The organism is Micromonospora sp. NPDC049282, assembly GCF_043197045.1.
Classification (GTDB): domain Bacteria; phylum Actinomycetota; class Actinomycetes; order Mycobacteriales; family Micromonosporaceae; genus Micromonospora.
Window position 1 is genome coordinate 708052 of the sequence record NZ_JBICSL010000001.1, and the last position, 12142, is coordinate 720193.

Consider the following 12142-nt stretch of genomic DNA (forward strand, 5'->3'; position numbering starts at 1 on the left):
CTGCCTCACGCCCCGATGACCTGCTGGAACTTGGTCTCGTACTCCTTCTCGCGCTGCTCGTCCAGCGCCATGAAGACCTTCGACTTCGCCAGGATCGCGTCGTCGGGGAAGATGAGCGGGTTCTTGGCCAGGTCCGGGTCGATCTTCTCCATCTCGGCCTGCGCGCCCTGGACCGGGCAGATGTAGTTGACGTACGCGGCGAGCTTCGCCGCCACCGCCGGCTCGTAGTAGTGGTTCATCAGCGCCTCGGCGTTGGCCCGGTGGGTGGCCTTGTTCGGCACCAGCATGTTGTCCGACCAGAGCATCACGCCGGACTCCGGCACCACGAATTTGATCTTGGCGTCCTCGAAGCCGAGCTGGATCACGTCGCCGGACCAGCCGATGCACGCGGCGATGTCGCCCTTGGCCAGGTCGGGGGCGTAGTCGTTGCCGGTGAAGCGCCGGATCTGCTTGCTGTCCACGGCCTTCCTGAGCTTGTTCAAAGCGTCGTCGAACTGGGCCGGGGTGAAGTTGGCCGGGTCGTGGCCGCCGGCCTGGAGCAGCAGGCCCATGGTGTCGCGCATCTCCGACAGCACGGTCACCTTGCCCTTGAGGTCGGCGCGGGTGAGCAGCTCGTCGACGGTGCGGATCTCCTTGGTCACCTTGGCGTTGTAGGCCAGGCCGGCCAGACCGGACTGCCAGGGGACGGCGAGCTGGGTGTCCTTGTCGAAGGAGCGACCGCGCAGCGACGGCAGCAGGTTCGCCTCGACGTTTCCGATCTTCGACTTGTCCAGCTTCTGGATCCAGCCGAGCCGGATCATCCGGGCGGCCATCCAGTCGGTGAGGATCATGATGTCCCGGCCGGTGCTCTGGCAGCCGGCGAGCTGGTTCTGCACCTTGCCGAAGAACTCGTTATTGTCGTTGACGTCCTCGGTGTAGGTCACCTGGATGCCGGAGGCGGCGACGAAGGCGTCCAGCGTGGGGCGCTTGGCCGCGTTCTTCTCGTCGGTGTCCATGTACTGCGGCCAGTTCGAGAACGCCAGCTTCTTCTCGGTGGCGGACAGGTCGTCGCTCTTGCACCCGGCCTCGGTCTGCTGGGCGCCCTTGGTACCGCAGCCGGCGAGCGTGCCCACGGTGGCGAGCAGCGCGGCCGAGCCGAGGGTCCCGGTGAGCAGACCACGCCGGGTGAGCGTCCGGAGGGGACTACGCATGTGACGACTCCTTGGGGGGCATCGTCGGCGGCGGGACGGGGGCGGCTCGCCGGCGGGAGGGTCAGTGGCGATGGGGCACTGATCCTGACATGAGAAACCCTCCCTTACAAGGGATTCCGTTGCCGAAATAGCTAAGCGCCACGAAATACGCCAGACTGCGCCGGGGCACTACGCTCAGCACAGAGAATCGGACATGGGGAGCGGCGATGGCCAACCGACAACCGGAGAACGGCAACGGCACCCGCCGGGTCACCGTGCGTGACGGCTCCAATCACGCTCTGCTCGACGACGTGGCCAAGCAGATCATCGAGCAGCTCCAGGAGGACGGTCGGCGCCCGTACGCGAGCATCGGCAAGGCGGTCGGCCTCTCCGAGGCGGCGGTCCGCCAGCGGGTGCAGCGCCTGCTCGACGCCGGCGTCATGCAGATCGTCGCGGTGACCGACCCGCTCCAGCTCGGCTTCCCCCGCCAGGCCATGATCGGACTGCGCACCGACGGTGACCTGGAGCCGGTGGCCGACCGGCTCGCCGAGTTCGAGGAGATCGACTACGTGGTGATCACCGCCGGCTCGTTCGACCTGCTGGCCGAGGTGGTCTGCCGCAACGACGCGCACCTGCTGGAGATCCTGCAGAAGCTGCGCGGGGTGCCCGGGGTGCTCTCCACCGAGGCGTTCGTCTACCTGAAGCTGCGCAAGCAGACCTACACCTGGGGCACGGCCTGAGCCTGGCCGACGAAGGTCCGCCAGGCGGCCGGGGTGAAGCTGAGCGCGCCGCCGGCCCGGTCCTTGCTGTCGCGCACCAGCACCCGACCGGGCAGGTTGTCGGCCACCTCGACACAGTCGCCGCCGCTCGCCACGATCTCGTCCACCTCGGCGGGGGCGAGCAGCGCGCCCGTGCCCAGCACCGCGCGGGCGTACCCGTCGGTCTAAAGCAGGCCCGGCACCAGCAGCGGCTGGTAGGAGCGGATCGAGACGGCGTCCTGCTCCAGCTCGGCCCACGGGCGGAACCACGGCAGGTCGCGGCGGCGCGACGGCTCCGGCCACAGCTCGGCAACCGCGCGGCCCAGCACCTCGGCGACCGCGACCCGGGGATGCGGATGCGGGATGCGGCCGGCCGCCAGCGCGCCGCCATCTTCGGGTCGACCCGCACCTTCGCGGCGAGCGACTCGACCGTCTCCCCTCGCTCCGCCATCGCCACCCGCAGCACCTCGTTCGCCATCCGCGCCTCCTGTCCGGTCACCCATGGGCGGCACCGTAACGACGCTCCGTATCGATGTCCGCACTCACCCGGCGTGTCGTGCCCGGATCTCTTGCCGACATCGGAGGTCGGCGACCGGTGCCCCGGAAAGGCCCCCGAGGTGTCCTCACCGGCCGAGGTCCACGTCCTCCCGAGCGAGCCTTTAGAGCTGATATCGCAAACGACTCAGAGCCTGTGAGCGCGAGGTGGCGGAACTTGCGATCGACGCGGCGGCCTGGAGGCCGGCTCCGGCGGCGGGCCGGACGGCGGAAGAGGCGGCGGGCAGGCGGCGGGACGGCGGACCGGACGACGGCACGGGCGAGAGCGGTGCCGCTACGTGCCGCCTGCGCGATATCACCAACGACTCAGCTCTAAAGGGAGTCCGATCCCACCTGCCCGCCCGGAAGGACCCCACCGCAAGGGCCGCGAAATCCGTCGCAGATGCAAACAGGTGTCGCTGAATCCGTCGCGTAAACACTCACTCACTTGCCATATCGGCACCGGCTGTGGGATAACCGTGGGCAGAGCGGCCGGTGTCACCCCGGACCGGCCCGCGACCCGATGGGGCTGACATGGCCAACGCCACCGACCACCTCTGGATGCACTTCACCCGGATGGCCAGCTACTCCGCCGGCGAGGTCCCGACCATCGTGCGGGGCGAGGGCGCGTACATCTGGGACGCGCAGGGCCGCCGCTACCTCGACGGACTCGCCGGGCTCTTCGTCGTCAATGCCGGCCACGGCCGGACCGAGCTGGCCGAGGCCGCCGCCAAGCAGGCCGGCGAGCTGGCCTACTTCCCACTCTGGTCGTACGCCCACCCGAGCGCGGTCGAGCTGGCCGAGCGGATCGCCGCGCTCACCCCGGGCGACCTGAACCGGGTCTTCTTCACCACCGGCGGCTCGGAGGCCGTCGAGGCGGCGTGGAAACTCGCCCGGGCCTACTACAAGCGCACCGGCCGGCCGAACAAGTACAAGGTGGTCAGCCGCTACATCGCCTACCACGGCACCTCGATGGGCGCGCTGTCGATCACCGGACTGCCCGGCATCAAGAGCGACTTCGAGCCGCTGGTGCCCGGCGGGATCAAGGTGCCGAACACCAACTTCTACCGGGCCCCGGAACACGGCGACGACCCCGAGGCGTTCGGCCGGTGGGCCGCCGACGAGATCGGCCGGGCGATCGAGCGGGAGGGGCCGGACACGGTCGCCGCGGTGTTCCTGGAGCCGGTGCAGAACTCCGGCGGCTGCTTCCCGCCACCGCCCGGCTACTTCGAGCGGGTCCGCGAGATCTGCGACGCGTACGACGTGCTGCTGGTCAGCGACGAGGTGATCTGTTCCTGGGGTCGGCTCGGCGAGTACTTCGGCGCCACCCGCTACGGCTACCAGCCGGACATCATCACCACCGCCAAGGGCATCACCTCCGGCTACGCCCCGCTCGGTGCGATGATCGCCAGCGACCGGCTGATGGAGCCGTTCCTCACCGAGACCGGCATGTTCGCCCACGGCGTGACGTTCGGCGGGCACCCGGTCTCCTGCGCGGTGGCCCTGGCCAACCTGGAGGTCTTCGCCCGCGAGGATCTGGTCGGGCACGTGCGGACCAACGAGGACGCGTTCCGGTCCACCCTGGAGAAGCTGCACGACCTGCCGATCGTCGGCGACGTGCGGGGCGACGGCTACTTCTACGGCATCGAACTGGTCAAGGACAAGACGACCCGGGAGACGTTCGACGAGGCGGAGTCCGAGCGGCTGCTGCGCGGCTTCCTGTCCACCGCGCTCTTCGCCGCCGGCCTCTACTGCCGCGCCGACGACCGCGGCGACCCGGTGATCCAGCTCGCCCCGCCGCTGATCGCCGAGCAGCAGCAGTTCGACGAGATCGAGCAGATCCTGCGCGCCGTGCTGACCGAGGCCTGGTCCCAACTCTGACCGCAGCGGCGAGAGGCCGTCAGTGGTTGGGCGGGATCACCCGGAGGTGGCCCCGGCGGCCCTGCTGGTGCGGGGGCTGGGACTGGGGGCGGGACTGGTCGTCCTCGGGCGGGCGCGGCGGGGCCGGCCGGGCGGCCTCGCGGACCGCCTCGGCCAGCGCGACCAGATCGTCCGTGGTGGGCGGCGGCGGCTCGAACTCGCCCTCGTGCCGCACCACGTCCCAGCCGCGCGGGGCGGTCAGGCTGCGGGCGTGCTGCTCACACAGGTCGTACGTGTGCGGCTCGGCGAACGCCGCGAGCGGGCCCACCACCGCCGTCGACTCGTTGTAGACATAGGTCAATGTGGCGACCGCTTGCCGGGGGCAGCCGTTACGGGAGCAGCGCCGTGGTGACCTCACGTGCGGCAGGGTATCCCCATTACCGGGTCCGGCGCACCGCTTCGCGTTACGACACGCCCGTCATGATGATCACAATTCGCCCGATCGGCGCACCGGCACGCCGGGCGACCGCGCGACGGCGGTGGGGCCCGGTCACCGGGCTACCCTGTCCGTCATGACGAGCCCGCAGAACCGCCGCCCCGGCTCCGGCCGGCGCACCCATCGCGACCGGCACGGTCGGGGGCTGCGCGGGCGGCTGGTGCCGGCCACCGTGCCGCTGGCCCGGACCAAGGCCGAGGTCTTCGACGACCTGGTGCTCGACACCGTGGAGACGCTCGAACGCCGGTTCGCCAAGGAGCTGGCCGGGGTGGAGTTCGCCGTCGAGGACGTCCCGCCGGACCTGAACGTCTACGACTCCGACGTGCTGGAGGACGGCGAGGTGCCGCTCGCCCGGCTCCTGCCGGGCCGGCCCGGCCGTCAGGAGGTGCCGCCGCGGATCGTGCTCTACCGGCGGCCGCTGGAGTTCCGCGCGATGGACCGGGAGGACCTGGCGGATCTCGTGCACGACGTGATCATCGAGCAGGTGGCGAACCTGCTCGGGGTCGACCCCGACGAACTGGCCTGAGCGCCGCACGTCGTACCCCACGGGCCGGGCGGCCCCCACCGCCCCGGCCCGTACGCGGGTCAGGCGGCGACCCGCCGCTTGAGCTTGCGCCGCTCCCGCTCGGAGAGGCCGCCCCAGATCCCGAATCGCTCGTCGTGGCCGAGCGCGTACTCCAGACATTCGGTCTTCACTTCACACCGCGAGCAGATGCGCTTCGCCTCGCGGGTCGAGCCGCCCTTCTCGGGAAAGAACGCCTCCGGGTCGGTCTGCGAGCAGAGCGCCCGCTCCTGCCACTCCGGCGCGTTCCCGAGCAGGTCGGCCACCTCGAGCTGGCCGTCCATCGATTGCCTCCTTGTCGCGCACCGGCGTCATTCGCCGCTGCAACCCCCCACGCGAAAGGCGTGCTTGTTCGTACGGGCCCAATTGGTGCGCTTCCGTGCGAACAACCCCATTCAAATTACACGCGTGTAATGCGTGCGCCGTCAAGCCAAACTTGATAATGGAGTCGCCCTCCCGACACGTCCGGGACAGCCGCCGCGGCCGCCCGTAGCCTCGCAACCTGCCCTATCGATTCAGACCCCGGACGAGTAACGCCCTCCCCGGCGAGTTGCCCCAAGTTTTCTGCCGTGGCGCGACGCCGGACGGGCCGGCCGGGCGCCCCCGCCGGCCGTCGTCCAAGATCACCAATGGTGGGGCAAAGGGTAACGCGCCCGGCGCGGTACCGCCCGTCGAGGCGGTCAACGCCGATCGCGCCCCGTCCAACATGTGGACGGGGCGCGTCGGTCGGCCGGCGTGGCCGGTCAGTCGTTTCGCGACGGTGAGCTGGTCGGCCAGACGAACTCGGTGATCGACCCGCCGGTGACGGAGATCGTGCCGGCCGGCGTGTCCTCGTCCCACCAGACGGTATACACGCCCGCTTCCAGGTCCGGGTAGACGGCACTGTGGAAGACGCCGTCCAGGACGTGCCGCTCACGTACCGCCGAGTGGGTGCGGGGGGCGTCCCGGTCCGCGCGGCTGATCTCGATCTCTCGTCCGTGCAGGTCCCGACCGGTGTGGATGATCAGCGCGCCACAGTCGCCGCCGAGGTCGAGCATGACGGTGCCGCGGTACGACGGGCCGAGGTCGTGGTGCTGGTGCTGTTGCACGCCGCGCTCCCGTCAGGACTTCTTCGCCGGCGGGTTGTTGAACCCGTCGTACGGGGTGCCGAGGAAGGGGAAGTCGGCGAGGAACGGCGCGGTCACGTCGGTGGCGTCCAGACCCGGCGTGACGGCGGCCGCCGCGGCGTCCGGCTTGAACGTCTTGTCCACCAACGGCACGGTGAGCCCGGCGATCGCGCGCAACGCGATGGTCACCACGTCGTCACCGATTCGCCGGCCGTTGGGGAAGCCGGCCAGGTCGCCGCCGAGCACCCCGAACCGGTCCGGCTTGGCGCTGGGCCGGATCGCCGTGTTCAGCCGCAGCATGTCGGCCTGGGTGTCGCCGGTGGTGTTCGCGAATCCGTCGATCAACCCGGCCGGTACGCCGGTGAGCAGGATCGCCACCAGGTCCGCGCGGGGCTTCTTCGCCTTGTTCAACGCGTCCAGAGCGGGAAAGACGCCCGGGTAGAGCACCGGCAGCAGCGCGGCCAGCTCGGGGCGCTCGACGAACCCGGCGAACCGCTTGTCCTCCGACGGCGGCAACGCGTTCCACAGGTCCTTCTTGGACATCGGCACGATCACCTCGTTGAACAACGGGTTGCCGAGCCGCGACACCTGCGTGAACGGGCCGGTGGCGACGTCCGCCGACACCCGGTCCCCGAGCACCCGCACCTGCTGGCGGGACGCGCTGGTCCAGACGCCGATGGTCGACGCGCGGTCGGCGTAGCCGTACCGGCCGGCCTTGCGGCGCACCTTGGCCAACGGCACCTGGATGGCGATGCTGTGCACGTTCAGCCGGTCCAGCGCGTTGACCGGCTCGCCCTCGGTCTTGAACAGCTTCTTCCCGGCCACGTGCAGCTGCTGGAACGGCCGCAGCGTGCCCAGGTCGAACACCGCGCCCAGGTCCACGAAGAAGCCGTCGGCCCGCTGGCCGGCGAACACCTTCTCCCCGGTGGACAGCTTGAACGTCGCCTGCTTCACCAGGTTCTGGTAGTTCGGGGTGGACAGCGGACCCACGTTGCACGGCGGGCAGGGCAGCTTCGTCGCCAGCACGTGCTCGCGACCGTCCGCCACCCGGGTCAGCCGGTAGAACTGGCGCCGGTTCCAGTTCTTGCTGTCCAGCGACTCGATCGGGCCGGTGTTGTAGAGAAAGCTGTTCTGATTCGTGATCTCGGTGGTGAATTCGAAACGATAGGTGACGTCCGGGTAACCGTCGCCGTCGTTGTCGACGTGGATCTCGTACCGGACGTCGTCGCCGAACTCGAAGAAGTTGGGGCCGCCGGACGGGAGCTGCACCGGCACGTAGTTGGCGATCAACGTGACCGTGTCGGGCCGGCTCGGGCTGACGAACGCGTACAGGTCGGAACTGTCGGCGACCGGATCCTTGGCGATCTCCGGGGCCTCGCGGTGAGAGGACATGGCGGACCACACCTTCGTCGGGAAACGTTTGACGGACCGGCGTCGGGAGCCCGCGCCGGGAGGGGCGGGGATCAGCGACGGGCGGCGCGTACCAGGCGGTCGGCCAGACCGCGGTCGCGTACCTCGACCCGGGTCGTGCCGACGAAGACGTCCATCGTGCCGGTGGCGGCGTCGCGGAGATGGACCACGATCGGCTCGTCGCGCCGGCTCGCGGACGGGGCGTTCTGCGCGGCGGACAGACCCGGCACGGTGAGTGCGGCCGCGCCGAGGGTGGCGCTCGCGGCGGCGGTCAACGTCTGCCGGCGGGTCAACCGGGGCCAGGCCCGCCGCTTCGGCGCGTCGGTGGTCTCGTCAGTGCTCATCGGCAACCTTTCCGGACCGGCGCCGCAGCGCCGCGGGAGCCGGGCACCCGGACGCCGCCGGGTCCCCGGGCTGGGGTCACCGGCGGCGGTCCTCGCCGCAACCGCCGCCGGCATCCACAGGTACGGCGCGGCGCGGGGAAAGGTTCGACGTCAGGCGCCGACGTGACCGTACGCGGTCGTCCGCTTGCGGAACGGTCGCCCGGCCGCGGCGGCGATCGCCCGCAACTGCTCCTCGGTCCGGGCCGAACCGTTGCCCGACCCGGCCATCCGGGAGATGGTCTCCTCCATCAGCGTGCCGCCGAGATCGTTGCAGCCGCCGCGCAGCATCTCCACCGTGCCCGCGTCGCCGAGCTTCACCCAGGAGCACTGGATGTTGTCGATCCGGCCGTGCAGCAGCAACCGGGCCATCGCGTGCACCACCCGGTTCTCCCGCCAGGTCGGCCCCGGCCGGGCGATGCCGGCCAGGTAGATCGGCGCGTTGGTGTGCACGAACGGCAGCGCCACGAACTCGGTGAACCCGCCGGTGCGGTCCTGCACCCCGGCCAGCACCCGGAAGTGGGCCAGCCACTGGCCGGGGTGGTCGACGTGGCCGTACATCATCGTGGAGCTGGACCGGATGCCAAGCTCGTGGGCCGTGCTGACCACGTCGACCCAGGCGGCGGCCGGCAGTTTGCCCTTGGTGAGCACCCAGCGCACGTCGTCGTCGAGGATCTCGGCGGCGGTGCCCGGGATGGTGTCCAGGCCCGCCTCGCGCAGACGGCTCAGCCACTCCCGCACCGGCACGCCGGCCTTCGCCGCCGCGGTGACGATCTCCATCGGGGAGAACGCGTGCACGTGCATCCCCGGCACCCGCGCCTTGATCGCGCGGACGATGTCGGCGTACCCGGTCACCGGCATCTTCGGGTCGATGCCGCCCTGGAGGCAGACCTCGGTGGCACCCGCCGTCCACGCCTCCTCGGCCCGGTCGGCCACCTGCTCCAGGGAGAGCCGGAACGCGTCCGCGTCGCTTTCCCGCTGGGCGAACGCGCAGAACCGGCAGCCCACGTAGCAGACGTTTGTGAAGTTGATGTTCCGGTTGACCACGTAGGTCACGTCGTCGCCGACCGCGTCGCGACGCGCGTCGTCGGCGATCCGGCACAGCTCGTCCAGCGCCGGCCCGTCCGCGCCGAACAACGCCAGCGCCTTCGCCTCGTGCGCCGGCGCCAGCAACGCGGCCGGGTCGTCCGCCGCCAGCCGCAGCCCCGCGCGCAGGTCGCCGTCCGCGACGCCGGTCCCGGGTACGCCGGCGCGCACCGCGCGCGCCTCCGCGGTCACCTTGCCGGCCACCTCGGACCAGTCGCCGTAGACGCTGTCGAAGTCGCCCCGCCGGTCCTCCGTCCGGCCGGTGACGTCGATCGTGGCGTGCAGGTCGGTCCGGCCGCCGTAGACCTCGTCCGGCTCCTGCCAGGGCCGCCCCACCGGGCGGGCCTCCTCGACCGCCAGCCCGGTGACCGGGTCGGCGAGCGCGGTGACGTGCGGCAGCAGGCGCGGGTCCAGCCACGGACCGCCGGCCCGCACGTACTCCGGGTAGACGGTCAACCGCTCGCGCAGCGTGAACCCCGCGCCCGCGGTACGGGCCGCCAGCTCGTCCAGCTGTGGCCAGGGCCGCTCCGGGTTGACGTGGTCGGGCGTCACCGGCGAGACCCCGCCCCAGTCGTCGATGCCGGCGCGCAGCAGCAGGTCGTACTCGCCGGCGATCAGGTTCGGCGGCGCCTGGATGCGGGCCCTCGGGCCGAGCAGCACCCGGGCCACCGCGACGGTGGCGGCCAGGTCGTGCAGCTCCGCGTCCGGCATGCCGCGCATCGCGGTGTCCGGCTTGGCGCGGAAGTTCTGCACGATCACCTCCTGGAGGTGGCCGTACTCCCGCATGGCGCGACGGACCGCGAAGAGCGCGTCGACCCGCTCGGCCCGGTTCTCGCCGATGCCGATCAGGATGCCGGTGGTGAACGGCACGCCGACCCGGCCGGCGTCGTCGAGCACCCGCAGCCGCACCGCGGGCTCCTTGTCCGGTGAGCCGAAGTGCGGGCCGCCCGGCTCCGACCAGAGCCGCGTCGCGGTGGTCTCCAGCATCATGCCCATGCTCGGCGCGACCGGCTTGAGCCGCTGCAACTCCGACCAGGAGAGCACGCCCGGGTTGAGGTGCGGCAGCAGGCCGGTCTCCTCCAGCACCGCCACCGCGCAGGCGCGCAGGTAGTCGAGCGTCGAGTCGTACCCCCGCTCGTCCAGCCACCGCCGGGCCGCCGGCCACCGTTCCTCGGGGCGGTCGCCGAGCGTGAAGAGCGCCTCCTTGCAGCCCTGCGCGGCACCCTCGCGGGCGATCGCCAGCACCTCGTCGCGCTCCAGGTAGGCGGCGGGCAGCCGGTGCGGCACGGTGGCGAACGTGCAGTAGTGGCAGCGGTCCCGGCAGAGCCGGGTCAGCGGGATGAAGACCTTCTTGGAGTACGTGACCACGCCGGGACGGCCGGCGTCGCGCAATCCGGCGTCGCGGATGTCGCCGGCGACCCGGAGCAGCTCGTCGAGCGCCGGGCCGCGCGCGGTGAGCAGCGTGGCCGCCTCGTCCGCGTCCAGCGCTCGACCGGTGGCGGCGCGGCCGAGCGCCCGCCGCACGCTCGCCTCGGTCGGGACGGAGTCGCTGCGATCAACCATCGGCCCAGCCTATGCGCTCCCCAGACGCAAGGCGGGGCCCCCTGTCAACGCCTCCGGTAGAGGAAGGGGCCCCGCTTGACACCGCGCCCCGGCACGGAACGCGGTGGCGGGCGGTGGTGGTGGTCCGCCGCCCGCCGACCGGGTCACCGGGGCTGGTTCGGGTCCTCGCGGTCGAAGCGCTGGGTGCGCTCCTCGTCGGCCGGAGACGCCGGCCGACCCGGCTCGGCGGGCTGGCGCGGGATCGCCTGGGTCGGGTCGGCCGACGGCGGCTGGCCGAACGGCGGCGCCGGGGACGGCGAGCCGAACTGCGGGGTGCCGGCCTGCGGGCCGCCGGCCGACGGAGCGTCGAACTGCGGGCCGCCGGGCTGCCCGCCGGCCGACGGGGCGCCGAACTGCGGGCCGGGCTGCGAACCCGGCTGCGGGGACCCGAACGGCGGGGCCGACTGCGGGGCGTGCGGCGGCGCGGTGTTGAACGGCGGGGCCGACTGCGGCTGCCCGTACGGGCCGGCCTGCGGCCAGCCGGGCTGCGGCGGCGCGCCCGCGTGCGGATAACCCGCCGGGGGCTGGCCGGGCTGCGGGGGCACACCGGCCGGCGGGTAGCCGCCCGGGGCCGGGTAGCCGCCGGGCTGACCGGGCTGCTGCGGCCAGCCGGGCTGGGCCTGGCCGTAGACGCCGGGCTGCGGCTTGGGCCTCGGCACGTAGTAGAGCGTGCGCCAGATCTTGAACACCACGTACCCGGCGACCGCGAAGATCGCCAGCCAGGCCACCCGGGTGAGCAGCCCGAGGAACGCGTCCAGCACCTCGCCGTCGGCGAGCCGGCCGACCAGCCAGGACAGGAACGTCAGCGCGCCGAAGACGGCGGAGACCGCGTACTCGACCAACGCCACCTGGGTGATCAGTTTCGCCCTCGGCAGCACCGGACGGACGTGCGTGGCGAGCAGGACGGCCAGCAGCGGCAGGACGGTCGCCTCCAGCCCGACGAAGGCGAAGAAGGCGCTCCCGGCCCGGCCGCTGAACGTGCTGTAGTCGTCGGCCGGCACCAGCAGGCGCAGCAGGGCCACGAAGAGCAGCACGGCGTTCGCGCCGAGCAGGACGAGCGCGGCCAGTTCGCGTAGCGGTTTGGTCAGTTGGCTGGCCTGCGCGGCGTCACCGGACGCGGGCTCGGCGGGGCTGGTCACGGACTCCCCCAGGGGACGAAAGCGGACAGTTGGCGAAGTG

Annotated in this window: 13 protein-coding genes; 3 read left to right on the plus strand and 10 right to left on the minus strand. The window is 71.8% G+C overall.

The genetic code is table 11. From position 1 onward, the window contains the following. Positions 1-5 precede the first annotated feature (5 nt). The gene (locus tag ACGFI2_RS03285) at positions 6-1190 is read right to left on the minus strand and encodes an extracellular solute-binding protein (protein ID WP_393509794.1); all 1185 of its coding nucleotides are present in this window, start codon (positions 1188-1190) and stop codon (positions 6-8) included. A gap of 206 nt (positions 1191-1396) precedes the next feature. On the opposite strand from ACGFI2_RS03285, the gene ACGFI2_RS03290 reads away from it, so the two are divergent. Continuing rightward, positions 1397-1909, plus strand: coding sequence for an Lrp/AsnC family transcriptional regulator (locus ACGFI2_RS03290; protein ID WP_393509797.1), 513 nt, complete (start codon positions 1397-1399; stop codon positions 1907-1909). Here the strand turns inward: ACGFI2_RS03290 and ACGFI2_RS03295 are convergent. Together ACGFI2_RS03295 and ACGFI2_RS03300 are read right to left on the minus strand one after the other, a co-directional pair. Then, positions 1888-2091 carry a DUF397 domain-containing protein gene (locus ACGFI2_RS03295; protein ID WP_393509799.1) on the minus strand — a complete coding sequence of 68 codons (204 nt, stop codon included), beginning with the start codon at positions 2089-2091 and terminating at the stop codon, positions 1888-1890. The genes ACGFI2_RS03290 and ACGFI2_RS03295 overlap by 22 nt on opposite strands. A gap of 21 nt (positions 2092-2112) precedes the next feature. Then, a complete protein-coding gene (locus ACGFI2_RS03300; protein ID WP_393509802.1) occupies positions 2113-2256 on the minus strand; it encodes a hypothetical protein in 144 nt (47 codons plus the stop codon). A gap of 739 nt (positions 2257-2995) precedes the next feature. Here ACGFI2_RS03300 and ACGFI2_RS03305 point away from each other — a divergent pair. Continuing rightward, positions 2996-4342 (plus strand): aspartate aminotransferase family protein, encoded by a 1347-nt coding sequence (locus ACGFI2_RS03305; protein ID WP_393509805.1) that lies wholly within the window; start codon positions 2996-2998, stop codon positions 4340-4342. A gap of 19 nt (positions 4343-4361) precedes the next feature. Here the strand turns inward: ACGFI2_RS03305 and ACGFI2_RS03310 are convergent, their stop codons facing one another. Continuing rightward, positions 4362-4739, minus strand: coding sequence for a DUF3499 domain-containing protein (locus ACGFI2_RS03310; protein WP_393509808.1), 378 nt, complete (start codon positions 4737-4739; stop codon positions 4362-4364). A 154-nt stretch (positions 4740-4893) separates the two neighbouring features. Between ACGFI2_RS03310 and ACGFI2_RS03315 the strand changes: the two genes are divergently transcribed. Next, positions 4894-5343 carry a metallopeptidase family protein gene (locus ACGFI2_RS03315; protein WP_018787548.1) on the plus strand — a complete coding sequence of 150 codons (450 nt, stop codon included), beginning with the start codon at positions 4894-4896 and terminating at the stop codon, positions 5341-5343. A gap of 59 nt (positions 5344-5402) precedes the next feature. Here the strand turns inward: ACGFI2_RS03315 and ACGFI2_RS03320 are convergent, their stop codons facing one another. The 6 genes from ACGFI2_RS03320 to ACGFI2_RS03345 all read right to left on the minus strand — a co-directional run bounded on the left by ACGFI2_RS03320 (position 5403) and on the right by ACGFI2_RS03345 (position 12102). Then, positions 5403-5663, minus strand: coding sequence for a WhiB family transcriptional regulator (locus ACGFI2_RS03320; protein ID WP_013284161.1), 261 nt, complete (start codon positions 5661-5663; stop codon positions 5403-5405). A gap of 459 nt (positions 5664-6122) precedes the next feature. Beyond that, a complete protein-coding gene (locus ACGFI2_RS03325; protein WP_393510086.1) occupies positions 6123-6416 on the minus strand; it encodes a phospholipase in 294 nt (97 codons plus the stop codon). A gap of 63 nt (positions 6417-6479) precedes the next feature. Beyond that, a complete protein-coding gene (locus ACGFI2_RS03330) occupies positions 6480-7877 on the minus strand; it encodes a DUF4331 domain-containing protein (RefSeq protein ID WP_393509811.1) in 1398 nt (465 codons plus the stop codon). Between the two features lie 71 nt (positions 7878-7948). Further along, positions 7949-8239 carry a hypothetical protein gene (locus ACGFI2_RS03335; protein WP_269693697.1) on the minus strand — a complete coding sequence of 97 codons (291 nt, stop codon included), beginning with the start codon at positions 8237-8239 and terminating at the stop codon, positions 7949-7951. A gap of 150 nt (positions 8240-8389) precedes the next feature. After that, entirely contained in the window at positions 8390-10924 is a 2535-nt protein-coding gene (locus ACGFI2_RS03340) for a bifunctional FO biosynthesis protein CofGH (protein ID WP_393509814.1), read from the minus strand. A 143-nt stretch (positions 10925-11067) separates the two neighbouring features. Further along, positions 11068-12102: a hypothetical protein gene (locus ACGFI2_RS03345; RefSeq protein ID WP_393509817.1), complete on the minus strand. Its 1035-nt coding sequence runs from the start codon at positions 12100-12102 to the stop codon at positions 11068-11070. Between the last annotated feature and the right edge of the window lie 40 nt (positions 12103-12142).

Coding starts and splice junctions, on each gene's coding strand:
- ACGFI2_RS03285 (WP_393509794.1), bottom strand. CDS start 1,190: ATGCGTAGTCCCCTCCGGACGCTCACCCGGCGTGGTCTGCTCACCGGG.
- ACGFI2_RS03290 (WP_393509797.1), top strand. CDS start 1,397: ATGGCCAACCGACAACCGGAGAACGGCAACGGCACCCGCCGGGTCACC.
- ACGFI2_RS03305 (WP_393509805.1), top strand. CDS start 2,996: ATGGCCAACGCCACCGACCACCTCTGGATGCACTTCACCCGGATGGCC.
- ACGFI2_RS03315 (WP_018787548.1), top strand. CDS start 4,894: ATGACGAGCCCGCAGAACCGCCGCCCCGGCTCCGGCCGGCGCACCCAT.
- ACGFI2_RS03320 (WP_013284161.1), bottom strand. CDS start 5,663: ATGGACGGCCAGCTCGAGGTGGCCGACCTGCTCGGGAACGCGCCGGAG.
- ACGFI2_RS03325 (WP_393510086.1), bottom strand. CDS start 6,416: ATGCTCGACCTCGGCGGCGACTGTGGCGCGCTGATCATCCACACCGGT.
- ACGFI2_RS03330 (WP_393509811.1), bottom strand. CDS start 7,877: ATGTCCTCTCACCGCGAGGCCCCGGAGATCGCCAAGGATCCGGTCGCC.
- ACGFI2_RS03335 (WP_269693697.1), bottom strand. CDS start 8,239: ATGAGCACTGACGAGACCACCGACGCGCCGAAGCGGCGGGCCTGGCCC.
- ACGFI2_RS03340 (WP_393509814.1), bottom strand. CDS start 10,924: ATGGTTGATCGCAGCGACTCCGTCCCGACCGAGGCGAGCGTGCGGCGG.